This window comes from Rhodospirillales bacterium (assembly GCA_023898765.1).
Classification (GTDB): Bacteria; Pseudomonadota; Alphaproteobacteria; order Micavibrionales; family Micavibrionaceae.
On sequence record CP060238.1, the window covers coordinates 1,276,945 to 1,294,057 of the forward strand.

Consider the following 17,113-nt stretch of genomic DNA (forward strand, 5'->3'; position numbering starts at 1 on the left):
GGGTAATCTATTGGGGATTTGCGTCCCTGTCAGGGCTTTTTTTCTGTTCGTCAGTTATTTCAAATATTTCAAGCCGTTCGGGATGTTCCAGTTCCATGAAAGGACCGTTATAGGCGCGCAAATAGCCGCGCACCCGTAGCGGCCGGTGCGCCAGCGAGAGCGCGTCCAGCCCTTGCCGCGCAAGCTGTTTGCGCACGGGCGGGGCGATCATGACGCTGAAATCCGTTTTCCAGTCCGGGCCGAAATTCAGGTAGACATTGTTGCGTATCACGGCGGCTTTGAGGGGCGTGCCTTCCACCAGCCTGTACTGCCCGATGCCTTCGGCGGCGTTTTGCGCCGTTAAAACGGGCTGTTTGTCTTTGGCCCACAGGCCCTCGTTCTTCCTGCGGGCTTTTTCTTCCATCGCGTACATTTGCGGCGTCATTTCCGCATTGGACTCCGAGGGCAGCGTGCGCGCCAGTCCTTTTTCCAGCAGGAGGCCGTTGATCCAGACAGGGTCTTTTTTTGTTACAAGATGGGCCAGATGGTGCCCCATCCTGTTGACCCGCCCTTTTTTTGCCTTAAGTGTCTGGTAGAGGATGACCTCGGTGCCTTCGGGCAGGGCCTTTTCGAGGGCCTGTTTTGCGGCGAGGGAAAAATCCTCGTCCGGTATCTCGAGGGAGGACAGGCGGACGATTTTTTTGTTTTTGAGCAGGACGCTCAGCCCGTCAATGACTTGGTCCACACGGCCCGACCCGGTGTGCTTCAGGCTGGAAAAATCGGTTTTTGAGTCTTGGCCCTCGGCCCTTGCCTGTGGCAGAATGAGGTTTCCGCAGGAAAGAAACAGAAGAATGAACAGGAAGACGCGCATGATGAAAGCAGCTTGGACCGGAGGACGGGTTTTTGGCAAGAGGATATTTTTGCTCTTTTTTGCTGTCGGGATGATGTTCTTAAGTGCCTGCAGCACCAATCCCGCGACGGGAGACAACCAGTTTACGGCGCTTCTGCCGGCCTCTCAGGAAGCGTCTGTCGGCGCGCAGGAACATCAAAAAGTTCAGCAGACCTTCGGGGATTTTGTCGACGGGCCCGTGGCGGATTACGTCAGCCGGATCGGGAACAAGATAGCGGCCCATACGGAGCGCAAGGATGTGCAGTATAAATTCTTTGTCATTGATTCTCCCGTCGTGAACGCTTTTGCCCTTCCGGGAGGCTATATTTACGTTTCCCGCGGGCTTTTAGCGCTGGCCAACAGCGAGGCGGAAGTGGCGGGTGTTCTGGGGCATGAAATCGGCCACATTACGGCCCGTCATGCGGCAGAGCGTGTGTCGCAAGGGGCGCTGGTCGGGCTTGGCGCGGCGATTTTGTCCGCCGCCGTGGGGGATCCGGGCGTCAGCCGGGCGGCGGGGCTTGGCTCCGAGCTTTATATCAAATCCTATTCGCGCGGGCAGGAAAGTCAGGCGGACGAGCTGGGCGTGCGCTATATAAGCCGCAGCGGATACGACACGATGGCCATGGCCGGCTTTTTGAACAGTCTCGATCAGGACAGCAAGCTGGAGCAGAAAATTTCCGGCCAGAAAGAGTCCCGGTTCAATTATTTTTCCACGCACCCCGTAACACATGATCGTGTTGTGCAGGCGGCGGCAGAAGCGCAAAAATACGCGCCGGGGAAGGGTGTGCAGGGACATGAGACGCATTTGAATGCGATTAACGGACTGATCTACGGGGACAGCGCGGATCAGGGATTTGTCCGCGGGCAGAGCTTTTATCATCCGAAGCTGGGCTTTACCTTCAGTGTTCCGGACGGGTTCGATATTCACAATTCGCCGCAGCAGGTTGTGGCGACCCACAGCGCCAGCAAAACGATTATTCTGTTCGATGCCGCGGGGGATAAGCAAAAACGCGATCCCCTGACCTACCTGACGCAAGGGTGGCTCGGCGGCAAGGAGGTTTCGTCTCCCGAAAACGTAACGATCAACGGGTTTCGGGCGGGCACGGCGGCTTTTTCCGGCACGGTTCAGGGACGGCCCGTGACCATCCGGGCCGTGGCGATCGAATGGAAGCCGGGGCAGTATTTCCGGTTCCAGATGGCCATTCCGACAGGAACGTCCGCCTCTATCGTCGAGGGGCTGAAGAAAACGACTTACAGCTTCCGGCGGTTAAGGGACTCCGAGAAAAATATTTCACCGGCCCGGATCAGGGTTGTCACGGCAGATCCGGGGCAGGGCGTATCTTCTCTGGCGGGTCGGATGGCGTTTCGGGATTACAGGGAAGAGCGTTTCCGGGTTCTCAACGGTTTGAAGGCGGGCGAGTCTCTCGTCGCAGGGCGGCAATATAAAATCGTGGTGGAGTAGGGGTAAGTGCCGCATTTTTAAAGCAAGCCCAACTATGGATAACTATCATTGTATGTCGGCACCTTGAATGTCATCCCGGGCGAAGTCGAGGGATCCTGAATATATCAAACGACGAAGATTCCTCTGCTTCAGGCCGCTTGCGTGGCCTTTAACTCGGAATGACAGGAATATTTATCTCTTATCCATAGTTCAGGTTAAATCAGGCTTCCAGAAGTTCGAAGACGTCTCCGCCCGCGTCCATGCCGGCGCAGACGAGGGCTCCCCCGAAACCGCAGCCGCCGTCCAGAGAGGCCGTGACGCAGTTGATGTTGATGCCCTGATGTTTGGGGTCGAATCCGCGAATGACTTTTTCAAAGGGGCGGTAGGCTTCGTTCATATCGTTGAAACATTCCCCGGACCACCACAGGCTGTCTCCCTGGTCCTGAAGGGTTTTGGCGCGGTCGATTCCGGCATGGACGAACAGGATGGGGTAGCGGTCCTCTTCCGTTTCGTTGTCATGAAGATGGGTGAAGGCGGCGCGGCGGTGCTGCGCCATGAAAATGTCATGGCCCGGATTCTGGCGCAAAGAGGCGCGGATGGAGGTTGTCCAGCGGGTAAGGGAGATGATTCCCTCGCGGGCGGCGACGATGCCGTCATGATGGCATATGCCGTAGTCCTGCAGGGCGGCGCCCATGCCGTTACCCAGCATCCACAGGAGCGTATCGACGGGCGCTTGTGAAAAATGGAGTTGCATCAGCCGCTGCCAGAGGTCTTCCTGTCCTCCCCGCAGGTAAACGATATCGTTCGGGATCATGCCCGGAAGGGACAGGACGAGGCGGCGGAAGGTGAGAAGTTCGTCCACGGCTTCACGCGAATGCGGGCCGTATCCCGTATAATTGCCCAGATAGACAAGGCGGTCGCCGGGGGCGATGCGTTCCAGCAGGCAATCGTGAAGGTCCGTCAGGCGCTGCGCTTCGCCGTGAATGGAGGACACGGCCCACACCCTTTGCGGGGCTTTCAGAGAAACGAAACGGTTATCTGGCGTTGTCTGGCACACGGGCGAAAAAAGGCGTTTTCTTTTTGGACGTTTGCCCGGACGGCGGGCGAAGGCGGACGGGAAGAGTTCCCAGAATCAACACCATTATACAAGAAAATCAAGGAGATGGAAGTGTCATGTCGCGGCATACTAATCCCCCCTCAATTTTGTCATTGCGAGGAAGCGAAGCTGACGAAGCAATCCAGAAAGCCTCCCTTTTTGTCATCCTGAGCGAAGCGCCGTCAGGCGCGCAGTCGAAGGATCTTTGACGGTGGATATATACAAGATCCCTCGACCTTGCTCGGGATGACATGAAACGGGATTGCCGCGCGGCCCGTAGAATCACGGGTTTACCTGTGGGGTTCTATGCCGGGGTGCGGTTTCGTCCGGGGGCGGCAGGGGCTTTTCTAACGTCCTTTGAATCTGCCCAAAGGAGTTGCCCCCTAACATCTCTATGTGCGTCTCGATCTGCTCTGAGCATATAATCGAAATGGCAGTTATTGTGTCTTATGACCGTAGCTGGCACCTCTGTGTCATCTCCAGAAAATGGACGGCACAGAACACGGGATCCAACAGGGTACAGAGAAGGGCGTATCTGTTTAGCCTCAAGCTGACTCCGGCGCTCGGCCAATGCTTGTTCTGCGGCCCTGTTGAATTCTGTGTGCTGCTGTTTCACGCCTTCCAGGGATTTGCGCCGATAGCCTCTTTTTTTACTGTCGGTACTCATTGATCTGACTCTCTTGTTTTTATGGTAAGGCGCAAGGTTGCATCTTTTCATTTATATGTCAATGAGCAAAAAAAAACGGGGCCGCCGGGCCCCGCTTTAAAAAATTATGTGGAATATCCGCTTTTAAGCCGCCTGCTGCGCGTCGTTGGCGGCCTGAAGCAGGGCGGTTTTCTTTTTGGAATCGATGCCCATGATTTTTTCCAGGCGGTTTGTGGCCTTGTCTTCGGACGTTTTTTCGACGGCGGCGACTTCCCGGGCGAGGCGTTCCAGCGCAGACTGGTAAATCTGGCGCTCAGAGTAGGATTGCTCCGTATCGTCGTTGCTCCGTTTGAGGTCGCGCAGGACTTCCGCGATCGCAACAGGGTCGCCGGAATTGATTTTGAGTTCATATTCCTGGGCCCGGCGGCTCCACATGGTGCGGCGGACGCGGGCGTTGCCCTTGAGCGTTTTCATGGCGTCTTTCAGGCGTCCTGCGGTGGAGAGTTTGCGCAGACCGGATTCATCGGCTTTCATGACCGGAATTTTCAGGCGCATACGATCTTTCTCGAAGTGAATGGCGTAGAGCTTGATTTGCATACCCGCAATATTCTGCGTTTCGATGCCCTCGACCTGTCCCACGCCGTGCGCAGGGTAAACCACATAATCACCTTTAGAGAAGTTGTCGTTATCAGCCATATTGGTTGTGCCTTTCTTTTCTTTTGCGTTTGTTGTTGCGGTGTATTCAAACAGTCAAAAATACCCTTCCGCCACACAATGATGCCTGGCGGCATGGGATCAAAATTCTGGGAAACGAGAAGGTCTTTTCGATTTCATTGCGTGCGGTCAAATTGCCTTCCAGCAGGCAGCCGGCACGCCAGATCTTCACATTCTTCGTTCAGCCAATGTCAGGGAGCATACTTGAAATTTCGTAAAATTTCAACCGAATTCTTTAAGAAAAGCTTAAAAAGAACTTCAATCACCTTCTCCGGGATTCTCGCTAAAGTCCTCTTTTAGCTTGTTTTTCTTGTCTTTGTATTTTTCGGCTGTGGGCAGCGGGTCTTTTTTCCGCGTGATGTTCGGCCATCTTTCGGAATATTTCAGATTCATTTCCAGAACAGCTTCCGCGCGGGGGTCGACATCCGGCACGATGGCTTCGATGGGACATTCGGGTTCGCACACGCCGCAATCGATGCATTCATCCGGGTGGATGACGAGCATATTCTCCCCCTCATAGAAGCAATCGACGGGGCAGACCTCGACGCAGTCCGTATATTTGCACTTGATGCAGTTTTCAAGAACGACAAAAGTCATGATGAAATCCTCTAATTCGCCTTTAACACGCCGACCCCGAATTTCGCGTATTTGGACGGGCGATGCAATATCTTTTGCGCGTTATCTTATCTTGCGGCGCAGCAGAGTTCCTGAAAAATACTTAAGAAATCGTTAAGACCTGTTTGGTAAAATGGGAGAATGAGGAGAAGAAATCTCGATCTGATGAAAAAGATTCTGCGGCGGGCCTTCGAAGAGGGGCGGGAGGGGCGCGTTTTGATGATGCAGGCGCGCCTGGATTCTGCGCGGGAGATGCCGGAAGAGCATGCCCGTATTTTACGCCAGCTTAAATTGTTCGGTCAGACGGTTCCCGAAGGGGGGCTTTTCTCGAACAGAACGCTTCACTAAAAAACGGACTCTCAGGCGACGGCTTTTTCGAGCAGGGTCAGACTCTGTCCTTCGAGTCGCGCTTTGCAGCCGACGGGCAGGGCTGTGAGATGTTCGCCGTGCCCGATGGGGACGTTCGAGAGGACGGGGATGTCCATAGCTTTCGTGTGTTCCAGAACGCGCTCTTCTATAGAAAATCCGAAAGGGCGCTCCGGGTTGTCCTGTGTGTTCAGGAAGTCGCCGGTCAGGATGCCGGAGAGATGTTCGAACCATCCGGCAAGGCGCATATGGCCGAGCATCCGGTCATAACGGCTCAGATGATCGCTGGTATCTTCGATAAACAAAAGGGCGCCGTGCATGTCGGGGGCGTATGCCGTGCCGGTCAGGGCTTGCAGGACGCTGAGGTTTCCGCCGGTTAGCACGCCCTCGCCGCTGTCGTTGCCTTTGCGAAGAATACGGGCCGCGCTGAAATTGTAAGAGTCCTTTTCGCCCTTGAGAAGGGCCACGACGCTTTGCCGGTCTTCGGGTTTGATTTTGGAAAAACTGCTCATGCTTGGGCCGTGAAAGGTGACAAGTCCTGTCCGGGCGGTAATGGTGTTGAGCAGGGCGGTGGCGTCGCTAAAGCCCATCAGGATTTTCGGGTGGGCCTTGATAAGGGGGTAGTCGAGTTTATCCAGCAGGTGGATGGCGCCGTTGCCGCCGCACGCGGTGAAGATGGCGTCAATGGACGGGTCTTTGAAAAAAGCGTGCAGGGCTTCGGTTTTTTCCTCGTCCGTGCCGGAAAATTGTCCGTGCCTGCTTTCGACCTGCGGATGGATTTTTACGTTGAATCCCTCTTTTTTCAGGAAGGCAACTCCCTCTTCAAACGGCACCTGCGGAGGGAAGCTTGAAGGAGCGATGATGCCGATCGTTCCGCCCTGTTTCAATGCGGGCGGGCGAAGAGGGGGGCGGAGCCTGTTACTCGGTCGAGGCATAGCTTCCGGCGGGAGAGGCGGTTCCCGCGCTCCATGGGCGAATGGACGGGCCGATGCTTTCGGCGACCGCCAGTCCGGCCGACAGGCCGTCTTCGTGATTGCCGTATCCGCACCATGCGCCGCAGAACCATGTTTTGTTGACGCCCTGAATCTGGCGCAGGGTTCGCCACGTCTTAAGGGCCTCGCGGGTGTAATGCGGATGGTTGTAACTTGTTTTTTGAATCGTCTTTTCCGGCGGGGCAGGCGGATTCAGGGTCAGGAAATAATTCTCTTTTGTGTTCAGGGACGGGTGGATTTTGTTGAGCCAGTAGGTCATGCAAACGCGGCCCTCTTTGGTGGAGTGCAGGTAGTTGCGCGCCGCCCATATTTTTTTCGATACGGGCATGAATTTTTCGTCCTGATGCAGGAAGGCGGTTGAAAAGGCGTAAGGGATTCCGCCCAGGATTTCTTTTTCCCGCTCTGTCACGTCCTGAAGCAGGCGGATGCTTTGATCGGCGTGGCAGGCGAGGATCACCTGGTCGTGGCTGTGGATCTGGCCGATCTTGTCCGTGATTTCCACGCATGTCGGGCGGCGATAGATGGACACAGCCTCTTTGTCGGGGCGGAGGTTTTCTTTAAACGGCTCGGTGAGTTTGGCGACATAATTTTTGCTGCCCCCGATGATGCTGTGCCAGCTTTGCTCTTCTTCAGGCAAAAAAAGCCCCTGGTTTTTGAAAAAATGGATAAAGCTGCGGGCGGGGAATTTTCCGATTTCGCCAATGCCGATATGCCAGATTGTCGCGGCGAGCGGAAAAAGATAATTCTGCATAAAGGCAAGAGAGTAGCCGTTCTTTTTAAGATACATGCCGATGGGCATGTTCGGCTCCTTGCTCGTCAGGTATTCGGCGGCATGTTCGCGGAAGCGTTTGACGTCTTTTTGTATGTTCCTTTGTTGCAGGACATCTCGCCCCGCATATTCCAGATCTCCGTTTTTCAGGGAGGCGCTGAAGGAAAAATCCGTTTTTTCCGTTTCAACGCCGAGCCTGTCGAAAAGCTCCAGAAGGTTGGGGTATCCCGTTTCATTATAGGCCATGAAGGCGATATCCACCGGCGGGTGATTGCCCATCTGCATGGTGTTGGCATGGCCGCCGATCCGTGGATGGCGTTCGTAGACCGTGATGTCATGGTCCTTGTGAAGAAGCCATGCTGCGGCGTTTCCTGTGATTCCGGTTCCGACGATCGCGAGTTTCATGTCTGATCCGTTAGCCGTCCGCGTTTATTCTGGCGATGAGCGTTTCGATCTGGCTTTCGGCTTTTAAATTTTCCATCTGGCAGGTGCCGGCGGCTTCGTGTCCGCCGCCGCCATACTCAAGCATCAGCGCGCCGATATTCGTTTTACTGGTTTTGTTCAGGATGGATTTTCCGACGGCGGCAATCGTGTTTTGCTTGTTCTTTCCCCACATGACATGCATGGAGATATTGCACTGGGGAAACAGGCCGTAGATGACGAACCTGTTTCCGGCCCAGATGGTGTTTTCTTTTCTCAGGTCCAGAACGACAAGGTTCCGGTGGATCGTGGAACAGCGTTCGATCTGTTCCTGGGCTTTTGACTGGTGGTCGAAATACAGGTCGACCCGTTCCTTCACATCCGGCAGGGCGAGGATGTCTTCAATGGAGCTGTGTTCCCGGCACGCATCGATGAGGTTCATCATCAACTGGAAGTTGGAGATGTTGAAGTCCTGAAACCGGCCCAGTCCCGTACGGGAGTCCATGATAAAGCTAAGCAGTTCCCACCCTTGCGGGTTCAGGATATCTTCCTTGGTGAAGGCGGCGGAATCGGCTTTATCCACGGCGGCGATCATCTCTTCCGGGATGTTCGGGAACTGCGCCGCGCCGCCGAAATATTCGTACACAACGCGGGCGGCGGACGGAGCGTCCGGGTCGATGACATGGTTGAAGGGGCGCTTGCCGACGCGGTCCATTTCGCTGGAGTGATGGTCGAAGGACAGGTAAACGCCTTCCACGTAAGGAAGGTTGGTTGTGATGTCGTCCGGCCTTGTGTCGATGCGTCCGTCCTGCATGTCTTTGGGATGCGCAAAGGTAATCTCGTCGATGACGTCCAGTTCCTTGAGGAGGACGGCGCAGATAAGGCCGTCCATATCGGACCTCGTAATCAGGCGGTATTTTTTATTTTCTTCAAGTTTTATTTTGGATTGCGCCATTTATCGATCACACCTTCTATGCGCTTTTAGTTCGTTCCCGTTTCGCTCTTCTTTTTTGTTCCCGGTTTTTTCTTTTTAGCGAGGACGTAAACAGGGGGAATGCCGTCATCGACCGTTTCCTTGCTGATGACGACCTTTTCGACATCCTCCATATCGGGGAGTTCGAACATCGTGTCCAGCAGCAGGGCCTCCATGATGGAGCGCAGGCCCCGTGCGCCTGTTTTGCGTTCGATCGCTTTTTTGGCAATGGCGATGAGCGCATCTTCGGAAAATTCCAGATGGGCGTCTTCCATTTCGAAGAGCCGCTGGTATTGTTTCACAAGCGCGTTTTTAGGTTCGGTCAGGATGGTGATCAGGGCGTCTTCGTCCAGATCCTCCAGTGTGGCAAGAACAGGCAGGCGTCCGACGAATTCGGGAATCAGTCCGTATTTCAGGAGATCTTCCGGTTCGAGTTTTTTCAAAAGCTCCCCGACCTTGCTTTCGTCCGGGTTTTTCACGTCCGCGCCGAACCCGATGGTTGTTCCGCGTCCCTTGTTGGCCAGGATTTTTTCAATGCCCGCAAAGGCGCCGCCGCAGATAAACAGGATATTGGCGGTATCGACCTGCAGGAATTCCTGTTGCGGGTGTTTCCGTCCGCCTTGTGGCGGAACGGAGGCAACCGTGCCTTCCATGAGTTTGAGCAGCGCCTGCTGCACGCCCTCGCCGGAAACGTCCCGTGTGATGGACGGATTGTCCCCCTTGCGGGAGACTTTGTCGATTTCGTCGATATAGACGATCCCGCGCTGGGCGCGTTCGACATTGTAATCCGAAGCCTGCAGGAGCTTGAGAACGATGTTTTCGACGTCTTCCCCGACATAACCGGCTTCGGTCAGGGTTGTGGCGTCCGCCATGGTGAAGGGGACGTCGATGATCTTGGCAAGCGTCTGTGCGAGCAATGTTTTCCCGCATCCTGTCGGACCGAGCAGAAGAATGTTGGATTTGGACAGCTCGATATCCGCGCCGGAGCCTGTGCCGCCTTGTTCCAGGCGTTTGTAATGGTTGTGAACGGCCACGGATAAAACGCGTTTGGCGCCTTCCTGTCCGATCACGTAATCGTCCAGAACGCTTTTGATTTCGCTCGGGGTCGGGACGCCTTCGCCGGAGCGCACCATCTGGGTCTTGTCTTCTTCGCGGATAATATCCATGCAAAGTTCGACACATTCATTGCAGATGAAGACATTCGGCCCGGCGATAAGCTTGCGGACTTCGTGCTGGCTCTTGCCGCAGAAGGAGCAGTAAAGGGTGTTTTTGCTGTCTGTTTTGTCTTCGTCTTTGCTCATGGAGTGATGTCCTGATGTTTTATCGAACGATAATGAATCCCTTGTTCAAATTAGCCCACGGTTTAAGTAGCACGCAAGCCCTTAATCCGATTATATTATACCTACTTTATATTAAGGTCATGAAGTGGTTAATTTTTGGTGAATTTATGCAGCCTGACACATTAGAAGAACTGGTTGAAAACTTCGCGCTGTTTGACGATTGGGAAGGGCGCTACGCCTACCTTATCGATCTGGGAAAGGCGCTTTCTCCCATGGAGGAGGCCCTGAAAACGCAGGCGAGCCTTGTGCGCGGCTGCACATCGCGCGTGTGGATGGTGGCGGAGGAAAAAGACGGGCGTTTTTATTTTACGGCCGATAGCGATGCGCATATTGTGCGCGGTCTTATTGCCATATTGCTTTTGGCTTATCAGGGCAAAACCGCGCAGGACATTATGGCGGTGGATATCGAGGCCGCCTTTGCGCACATGGGGCTGGACCAGCATCTAAGCCCCAGCCGCCGGAACGGATTTTTCTCCATGGTGGAACGGATCAAAACGCTTGCGTCTTCCTAACGTCACCCTGAGCACCCGTTTTGTCATCCTGAGCCGAAGGCGAAGGATCTCAATTTTTCCGGGAGATTCTTCGCTGTGCTCGGAAATGACAGGATGGAACCGGCCTTAAACGATGAACGCTCACGCGACACGCCAACGGGATGCCCCCTTCGGGGGTCAATTCCGCGCCTTTGCCGGCTCCGGTTTCGGGAGGTATTTTCCTTCTTTCCCACGGATGCTGCGCAGGATGTCTCCGAAGACCTTGTCGGCCTGTTCATGCGCCCCGCCGACCAGTTCGGCCTGCACCGTCAGAAGGGAATGCGGCCCGGACCAGAGCTGGGCCGTGTAGATTTTGTTCTGGCGGCCGATGGTGCCGGTTCCCGTGAGCGTTGCCTGGCGGACGTTGCCCTCATCGACAAATCCTATTTTATAGTCTTCCACGGATTTGCGCGTGACCATGCCTTCAAGGGCGGCCCGCATCACCTGTTCGGTATAATGTTCGAAACTTTCCTGCGTGGAGGGGTTGCAGGTGACGCTGACATCTACGGTCGTGCGCAGGTCGTAGACCATCGTGTAGCTGGTGAGTTCGTAACAGCTTCCGGGGCCCTGCGGGCAGCGCTTGGTTTTGAAAGGGGCTTCGGGGAACGTGATTTCGAAGTCGCAAAAATCCGGGGCGTAACGAAAGGCGGGGGAAGGGCCCTCTGTTCCTGCGGCGGGCTCTGTTTGTTGCGCCTGTGCGGCCTGTTCTTCCGGTGCAGGCGTTTCTTCGGCCGCGGCAGGTACGGAAAGAGACAGAAAGATTAACAAAATCGTCATCCCGGACAAGCGAAGCGCGATCCGGGATCCATGGAATATATCGGCTAGATCGTATGGATTCCGATGTTCGCCGGGATGACGGTCTGGATTTCTCATTCTTTCCTCCACTCTTTCGGGTCCGCTTGTGTCTGCGTGCCTGTGGCCATTTCTTTCACTTCGTGCGCTGCGCCTTCTTCAAACGGCGGGAACCAGACATAGGGGATTCCTTTTTTCTCCGCGTAGGAGAGCTGTTTTTTCAGTTTTTGCGGCGCGTGGTACATTTCTACCTTAAATCCGCGTGTCCGCAAAGTCCTTGCTGTGGCGGCGGCGTCTGCGCGCCGGTCTTCGCCGGGCAGGACCATTAAAATATCCGCCGGGGATTTGGGGCCGATCTTCATCAGGTCGGGCCGCGTCTGTCTTATGACGTCGAACAGGCGGGAAAAGCCGATAGAGATTCCCACGCCGGGCAGATGCTTGTTGATAAAGCTGCCGGCCAGGTCGTCATAGCGCCCGCCGCTGCAAACCGAGCCGGTAAATTCCGGCACGTCCGGCAGAATCGTCTCGTAAACCGTGCCGGTGTAGTAATCCAGCCCCCGCACGATGGACAGGTCCGCTACCACCGCCCCTTCCGGCAGGTGGGAAAGTTGGTTTATTGTTTCTGTTAATTCTCGAACGCCCTCATCAATTAGGTTGTTTGTGCTGGGGCAGTTTTCGGACAATTCGCTTATCTTTTTTGGAGGTAATTTCAGTTTTACCAGAGCCAAAATTGAATCAACATCAACCCCCCTCATGTCTAGTTCATTAAGGAGGATCTCTTTTACGGCATCTTCTCCAATTTTTTCTAGCTTGTCGACGGTTCTTAGAACGTCTACATGACGGTCTTCATTAAGATCACATTCGTTTAGCAACCCCATCAAAATCTTCCGGTTGCTGATCCGCATCTGCACCTTGCCGATCCCCAGCCCGTCCAGCACCTCATACATCATGGCGGCGAGTTCGGCGTCGAAAGAAAGCGGGAGGTGGTCGACATTAATGACGTCGATATCGCACTGGGTGAATTCGCGCATGCGGCCCATCTGCGGGCGCTCGCCGCGCCAGACGCGCTGCATCTGGTAGCGCTTGAACGGAAAGACCAGGTCGTTGAAATGCTGGGCGGTATAGCGCGCCAGCGGCACCGTCTGGTCGAAATGCAGGGCCAGCCGCGCTTCTGATTTTTCATCCGCATCTTTCTGGAGGCGCTCGAGCACGTAGATTTCCTTATCCACTTCGCCCTTGGCGGTGATGGCTTCCAGCGCCTCGACGCTGGGCGTTTCGATGGAGCAAAACCCGTAGCTCTCGAAGGTGCGGCGGATATGGTCGAGCCAGCGCTGCTCCACAATCCGTTCTTCGGGAAGCCATTCGGGAAAGCCGCTGATGGGCGCGGGCTTGTAAATCTTGTTATCCATAATAATTTATAATTTTCTTGTTATCGAAATGCCTAAAAAGAAATTGATAAAAGCGTATTAAATGGTAATCTTATCCTATTCAAACCGAATGAAAAAACAAGTGCGGCTAGAGAATAAATGCGGCTAGAGAGAGTGTTCGGCCTCGCGGGAATGAGCAGAGGCTACCTGACGCGAAGTTTCGGAGAATTGGCGGCGGCGGGCGGTGTCCGCATGTCCGGCAGCGGGGCCGTCTTTTCGGCGCACGCCTGCATGCCTGCTTCGCCGCATTTTTCCCCGGGCGTTCCGACAAGACCCCCGGGACAGGGAAGGGGTGGTTTTGTGTCTTTCGACTATGAGACGTTTCAGCAGATGCTTGTGCAACAGCAGGAGTTTCAGCGCCAGCAACAGGATTTCCAGCGCCAGCAACAGGAAGTGAACCGCGATCAGGCCGGCCTGATAAAGGAAGTGCTGGCGAATATGAATACCTCTTTCAGCAAAATGATGGATCTTATGATCAAGTTGATTTCCGATCAGATGGAGGAAACCTCCGATTCGTCCGGCAGGGGATCTTCGTTTTTCGCTTCTTCCGGTTCGCGGGAAGACGCGGCGCGGCCTGCGAACGATCCGATTCAGGTCAGGGTCGACCATGCGTCCGGCAAGATCATCCGCATTCAGGGAAAATCGTAAAAAACGCCCGGTTCACGCCCCATTTTCTCATCCTGAGTCCCCTTAAGGGAGAGGGCAACGAAGCCCCGCTTTGGCGCAAGGCAAAGCGATGGCTGAGTGGGTGAGGGGTTACTGAGGCTTATTGTCAGGCTTGAAGACAGACCCGCAATTCTCATCGTTTTTGACGGCGCGCCCGATTACTTCGTTGTAGACTCTCATTTTTTCTGCAGGATCGCTCACATACTCCATCGCTTTTGCGGCCGCGCGGAATGCGTTCACGCGGTGCGCGATGGGGGCGTATTTATCCTTATCTGACGCTTTGTTTTCCATAGTGTTCACAATCATATCTTTCTGCACGATTGTCAATCTTAAAATTTTTGTTGCAAATTGGAAAGAATCTTCTTTATAGTTACGGAAAAGTATAATTAAACTTCAGAAAATAAAAAGGATGACGCAAAATGTCGTATAAAGACGAAAATGACCACATATTTGATCCTCACAGCTCTATTTCTATGATTGCGGGTAAAGGAGGGTTAACGGTTGATTGGAAAAGTGTGAATGATGGAAGGGGCTTTCAGGCTGTTTTGAAAACTCCTGACAATCGTGTGGAGGCTGTAATTGATGTTCCCAATATTTCTATCTCGCACGCTCCTGCCGATACATCAGAGTGCACGGCTTTGGCTGCGAAAACCGTTAAAAACTATCAGGCCCGCACTGCAACTGCACCTGGTCCTGTTGTAAAATAGCCTCCAGAAAGGGCTTTTTAGCCCGTTTTATCTGGTCTTTCTTTCATCCAGATGGAAGAGGTTTTCGAGCCGTTTGACGAGCGCTTCGGCCAGTTCGTCCGCGTCGGCGATGGTCATGGCGCGGGCGTAGTAGCGCCCCACGTCGTGGCCGATCCCGATGGCGCTGAGTTCCACCTGTCCCAGTCCTTCGACCCACGCGATGACGGTGCGCAGGTCCCGCTCCAGGATATTGGAGAGATTGACGGACAGTGTGGAATCGTCCACCGGCGCGCCGTCTGAAATAACGATCAGGATTTTGCGGGCTTCGGGCCTGCGGGCGAGGCGGTTATGCGCCCAGGCGAGGGCTTCGCCGTCTATGTTTTCCTTCAGCAATCCTTCTTTGAGCATCAGGCCGATATTCTTGCGGGCGCGGCGCAGGGGGGCGTCGGCGGCCTTATAGATGATATGGCGCAAATCGTTCAGGCGGCCCGGATGAGGCGGGCGGCCGTTTTCGATCCACAGTTCGCGGGCGCGTCCGCCTTTCCATGCCCGCGTGGTGAATCCCAGGATTTCGACCTTGACTCCGCAGCGCTCCAGCGTGCGGGCGAGGATATCCGTGCAGACCGCGGCAATGGCAATGGGGCGCCCGCGCATGGAGCCGGAATTGTCGATCAAAAGGGTGACCACGGTATCGCGGAAATTGGTGTCGCGCTCCTGTTTGAAACTCATGGGGACGGTGGGGTTGGCGACCACGCGGGCGAGGCGGGCGCAGTCGATATAGCCTTCGTCCTGGTCGAATTTCCAGGAGCGCTGCTGGCGGGCCATGAGCTTTCTTTGGAGCCGGTTGGCGAGCTTGCCGATGACACCGTGCAAATGGGCGAGCTGCTGGTCCAGCATTTGGCGCAGGCGCATCAGTTCCTCCGGGTCGGCGAGGTCTTCGGCCTTGACGACTTCGTCGAATTTTTCCGTGTAAATGACATACTCGCCGCCGGAAGAGAGGGAGGATTTTTCGAAATGTTTCTGGCGCGCATCGCCGGACATTTCGGCGTCTTCATCCGTTGCGGAGCCGTCTTCGTCCGTATCTTCCGTGCCGGCGGCAGAATTGTTTTCTTCGCTGCCGTCGTCTTCGCTTTCCGCTGCCGCTGCCGCTGCCGCTGCGCTTTCGGCTTGCTCTTCCGTGCCGTTTTCACCGCCTTCCTGTTCGGATTCGCCGTCTTCGGCGGTTTCTTCTGTTTTTTCGCTTTCTCCCGTTTCGCCCGCGCTCAGGCCGATTTCCCGTAGAAGCTTTTTGGAAAGCTCTGCGAAGGCTTTTTGGTCGTGGATATTATCCCCCTCACCCTGCGCTTCCCGGCGATTCCCTCTTCCTGCGGGGGAGAGGGGGGCAAAAAATTCAGATAGTGAACAGCCCAGCTTTTCCTCCACCCACGGGGTCCACAACTCGAAAAGGGGGCGCAGGCTTTCGGGGACGGGCTCTTCCGTGAGCGCAACGCGCGTCAGGGCGTGCAGGGCGTCGGCGATATTGCTGTCTTCGCGGCGCTCTATCCGGTCGTAACCCAGACGCTTTCCCTTGTCTTCCAGCAGGCGGCCCAGGTTTTGCGCAACGCCCTGCATCTGAAGCGCGCCGATGGCTTCGCATCTGGCCTGTTCCATGGCGTCGAACGCGGCGGCGGCGGTGAGGGCCATCGGCGCGTTTTCAAGGTGCAGGTGCGGGGCGTGATGTTTCAGGCGCAGGGCTCTGGAATCGGCGCTTCCGCGCAAAAGGGCCTTTTCCTCCGGGGGTATGTCCCGCGAGGGCAGGGGCAGGCGCGCCGCTTTTTTGTCCGGGCGGGCGGGCGCTTCCGGTTTTTCGCCGGCGGTATAGGTCACATCCAGATTCTTTTTGCCCGCGAGCGCCCGCAGCGCCGCCGCCGTGGCTGTTTTGAATTTTTCGTTCCGGTCGGTTGTTTTATCCATGTCTGTTTTTAACACGAAGACCGGGAAGAACGCACGAATATCACGAAATTTTCTTTTTTCGTTTCACTCCGGGGATTCTTCCTCCTCGTCATCCCGGCCCCTCTTCGTCATCCTGGTCCCTCCTCGTCATCCCGGTCCCTCTTTGTCATCCCGGCGAAAGCCGGGATCCATTGAATATTTCCGTTAAACCGCATGGATCCCGGATCGCGCTTCGCTTGTCCGGGATAACGAAAAAAGAGAAACCCCTGACACCTTTCGCGTCCTTGACGTGAAAAACCTTCCTAAAACTATTTTACGAAAAAGCTTGATTTTTTTTACATATCGCTTAGTTTGTTAGCATTCTGGTTGAAATAAAGGGGGTTTTTGAGATGTTACCTGATAATATCCGGGCTACGGTTGGTGTGAGTTTGGTTGCGACTTTATCTGTGGCTTTTTTTACCGCAGGCGCGGCTTTGCAGAGTGCCTTAACAGATATTGACACTAAAGTTTCTCCTCTGACAAAAGCGCAGGCGGCGGATGGGTCATGGACTTTGGAAACGGCTTGTCGTCTGGACTTGCCCGAGATTACCGTGGATCTGGAAAAATCGTATAAAGAAGCAGCAGGGCCCCAACGCGAAAAGATTCCCGCTTTGATTTCAGGGTTTGATGAGGATAGCGGCAGATGCTACATAGAGACCGTATCCAAACCCAGACCTCCGTCTCAAGGTTAAACAAAATACGTCATTGCGAGCGCCCGCAGGGAGCGCGGCAATCCGGCAAAAACTTTGGATTTCTTCCTCCGCCTCCGGCGGGGGCAGGCTTGGCTTCGCTTCCGCGCAA

General features: G+C 55.0%; 18 protein-coding genes. 6 read left to right on the forward strand and 12 right to left on the reverse strand.

What is annotated here, in order from left to right; all coding sequences use genetic code 11:
* Window positions 1–7 precede the first annotated feature (7 nt).
* Window positions 8–724 carry a thermonuclease family protein gene (locus tag H6853_06135; protein ID USO03119.1) on the reverse strand — a complete coding sequence of 239 codons (717 nt, stop codon included), beginning with the start codon at window positions 722–724 and terminating at the stop codon, window positions 8–10.
* 127 nt (window positions 725–851) lie between these two features.
* Here H6853_06135 and H6853_06140 point away from each other — a divergent pair, with 127 nt between their 5' ends.
* The gene (locus H6853_06140; protein USO04619.1) at window positions 852–2,330 is read left to right on the forward strand and encodes a M48 family metalloprotease; all 1,479 of its coding nucleotides are present in this window, start codon (window positions 852–854) and stop codon (window positions 2,328–2,330) included.
* A gap of 199 nt (window positions 2,331–2,529) precedes the next feature.
* On the opposite strand, the gene H6853_06145 is transcribed toward H6853_06140, so the two are convergent.
* The 3 genes from H6853_06145 to H6853_06155 all read right to left on the reverse strand — a co-directional run bounded on the left by H6853_06145 (window position 2,530) and on the right by H6853_06155 (window position 5,362).
* The gene (locus tag H6853_06145) at window positions 2,530–3,273 is read right to left on the reverse strand and encodes a hypothetical protein (protein ID USO04620.1); all 744 of its coding nucleotides are present in this window, start codon (window positions 3,271–3,273) and stop codon (window positions 2,530–2,532) included.
* A 922-nt stretch (window positions 3,274–4,195) separates the two neighbouring features.
* Window positions 4,196–4,747, reverse strand: coding sequence for a CarD family transcriptional regulator (locus H6853_06150; protein USO03120.1), 552 nt, complete (start codon window positions 4,745–4,747; stop codon window positions 4,196–4,198).
* A gap of 276 nt (window positions 4,748–5,023) precedes the next feature.
* A complete protein-coding gene (locus H6853_06155; protein ID USO03121.1) occupies window positions 5,024–5,362 on the reverse strand; it encodes a ferredoxin family protein in 339 nt (112 codons plus the stop codon).
* Between the two features lie 183 nt (window positions 5,363–5,545).
* On the opposite strand from H6853_06155, the gene H6853_06160 reads away from it, so the two are divergent.
* Window positions 5,546–5,728, forward strand: coding sequence for a hypothetical protein (locus tag H6853_06160; protein ID USO03122.1), 183 nt, complete (start codon window positions 5,546–5,548; stop codon window positions 5,726–5,728).
* An 11-nt stretch (window positions 5,729–5,739) separates the two neighbouring features.
* Here H6853_06160 and H6853_06165 read toward each other — a convergent pair whose 3' ends face one another.
* From H6853_06165 to clpX, 4 genes are read right to left on the reverse strand one after another with little or no spacing between them, the layout of a single operon-like run.
* Complete coding sequence (locus tag H6853_06165) at window positions 5,740–6,681, reverse strand: LD-carboxypeptidase (protein USO03123.1); 942 nt, start codon at window positions 6,679–6,681, stop codon at window positions 5,740–5,742.
* Entirely contained in the window at window positions 6,665–7,912 is a 1,248-nt protein-coding gene (locus tag H6853_06170; protein USO03124.1) for an NAD(P)-binding protein, read from the reverse strand. Before H6853_06170 ends, H6853_06165 begins: the two co-directional genes overlap by 17 nt.
* A gap of 10 nt (window positions 7,913–7,922) precedes the next feature.
* The gene (locus H6853_06175) at window positions 7,923–8,882 is read right to left on the reverse strand and encodes an exopolyphosphatase (GenBank protein USO03125.1); all 960 of its coding nucleotides are present in this window, start codon (window positions 8,880–8,882) and stop codon (window positions 7,923–7,925) included.
* A gap of 26 nt (window positions 8,883–8,908) precedes the next feature.
* Window positions 8,909–10,201 (reverse strand): ATP-dependent Clp protease ATP-binding subunit ClpX, encoded by a 1,293-nt coding sequence (clpX, locus tag H6853_06180; protein ID USO03126.1) that lies wholly within the window; start codon window positions 10,199–10,201, stop codon window positions 8,909–8,911.
* Window positions 10,202–10,347: 146 nt separating this feature from the next.
* Here clpX and H6853_06185 point away from each other — a divergent pair, with 146 nt between their 5' ends.
* Window positions 10,348–10,752, forward strand: coding sequence for a SufE family protein (locus H6853_06185; GenBank protein USO04621.1), 405 nt, complete (start codon window positions 10,348–10,350; stop codon window positions 10,750–10,752).
* 156 nt (window positions 10,753–10,908) lie between these two features.
* On the opposite strand, the gene H6853_06190 is transcribed toward H6853_06185, so the two are convergent.
* A complete protein-coding gene (locus tag H6853_06190; GenBank protein ID USO03127.1) occupies window positions 10,909–11,547 on the reverse strand; it encodes a hypothetical protein in 639 nt (212 codons plus the stop codon).
* Window positions 11,548–11,639: 92 nt separating this feature from the next.
* A complete protein-coding gene (locus H6853_06195) occupies window positions 11,640–12,974 on the reverse strand; it encodes a histidine--tRNA ligase (GenBank protein USO04622.1) in 1,335 nt (444 codons plus the stop codon).
* 147 nt (window positions 12,975–13,121) lie between these two features.
* Here H6853_06195 and H6853_06200 point away from each other — a divergent pair, with 147 nt between their 5' ends.
* The gene (locus H6853_06200; GenBank protein ID USO03128.1) at window positions 13,122–13,637 is read left to right on the forward strand and encodes a hypothetical protein; all 516 of its coding nucleotides are present in this window, start codon (window positions 13,122–13,124) and stop codon (window positions 13,635–13,637) included.
* A 108-nt stretch (window positions 13,638–13,745) separates the two neighbouring features.
* Here H6853_06200 and H6853_06205 read toward each other — a convergent pair whose 3' ends face one another.
* Complete coding sequence (locus H6853_06205) at window positions 13,746–13,961, reverse strand: hypothetical protein (protein USO03129.1); 216 nt, start codon at window positions 13,959–13,961, stop codon at window positions 13,746–13,748.
* A gap of 113 nt (window positions 13,962–14,074) precedes the next feature.
* Here H6853_06205 and H6853_06210 point away from each other — a divergent pair, with 113 nt between their 5' ends.
* Complete coding sequence (locus tag H6853_06210) at window positions 14,075–14,362, forward strand: hypothetical protein (GenBank protein ID USO03130.1); 288 nt, start codon at window positions 14,075–14,077, stop codon at window positions 14,360–14,362.
* 27 nt (window positions 14,363–14,389) lie between these two features.
* Here the strand turns inward: H6853_06210 and H6853_06215 are convergent, their stop codons facing one another.
* Complete coding sequence (locus H6853_06215; GenBank protein ID USO03131.1) at window positions 14,390–16,294, reverse strand: cobaltochelatase subunit CobT; 1,905 nt, start codon at window positions 16,292–16,294, stop codon at window positions 14,390–14,392.
* A 368-nt stretch (window positions 16,295–16,662) separates the two neighbouring features.
* Between H6853_06215 and H6853_06220 the strand changes: the two genes are divergently transcribed.
* On the forward strand, window positions 16,663–17,004 hold the full coding sequence (locus H6853_06220; GenBank protein USO03132.1) for a hypothetical protein: 342 nt from the start codon (window positions 16,663–16,665) through the stop codon (window positions 17,002–17,004).
* Window positions 17,005–17,113: the final 109 nt, after the last annotated feature.

Bases quoted from the DNA above. Each gene is read 5' to 3' on its own strand.
- H6853_06215 (USO03131.1), bottom strand. From the start codon at position 16,294: ATGGATAAAACAACCGACCGGAACGAAAAATTCAAAACAGCCACGGCG.
- H6853_06170 (USO03124.1), bottom strand. From the start codon at position 7,912: ATGAAACTCGCGATCGTCGGAACCGGAATCACAGGAAACGCCGCAGCA.
- H6853_06200 (USO03128.1), top strand. From the start codon at position 13,122: ATGAGCAGAGGCTACCTGACGCGAAGTTTCGGAGAATTGGCGGCGGCG.
- H6853_06205 (USO03129.1), bottom strand. From the start codon at position 13,961: ATGATTGTGAACACTATGGAAAACAAAGCGTCAGATAAGGATAAATAC.
- H6853_06150 (USO03120.1), bottom strand. From the start codon at position 4,747: ATGGCTGATAACGACAACTTCTCTAAAGGTGATTATGTGGTTTACCCT.
- H6853_06190 (USO03127.1), bottom strand. From the start codon at position 11,547: ATGACGATTTTGTTAATCTTTCTGTCTCTTTCCGTACCTGCCGCGGCC.
- H6853_06165 (USO03123.1), bottom strand. From the start codon at position 6,681: ATGCCTCGACCGAGTAACAGGCTCCGCCCCCCTCTTCGCCCGCCCGCA.
- H6853_06175 (USO03125.1), bottom strand. From the start codon at position 8,882: ATGGCGCAATCCAAAATAAAACTTGAAGAAAATAAAAAATACCGCCTG.
- H6853_06160 (USO03122.1), top strand. From the start codon at position 5,546: ATGAAAAAGATTCTGCGGCGGGCCTTCGAAGAGGGGCGGGAGGGGCGC.
- H6853_06140 (USO04619.1), top strand. From the start codon at position 852: ATGAAAGCAGCTTGGACCGGAGGACGGGTTTTTGGCAAGAGGATATTT.
- H6853_06210 (USO03130.1), top strand. From the start codon at position 14,075: ATGTCGTATAAAGACGAAAATGACCACATATTTGATCCTCACAGCTCT.
- clpX (USO03126.1), bottom strand. From the start codon at position 10,201: ATGAGCAAAGACGAAGACAAAACAGACAGCAAAAACACCCTTTACTGC.
- H6853_06185 (USO04621.1), top strand. From the start codon at position 10,348: ATGCAGCCTGACACATTAGAAGAACTGGTTGAAAACTTCGCGCTGTTT.
- H6853_06220 (USO03132.1), top strand. From the start codon at position 16,663: ATGTTACCTGATAATATCCGGGCTACGGTTGGTGTGAGTTTGGTTGCG.
- H6853_06155 (USO03121.1), bottom strand. From the start codon at position 5,362: ATGACTTTTGTCGTTCTTGAAAACTGCATCAAGTGCAAATATACGGAC.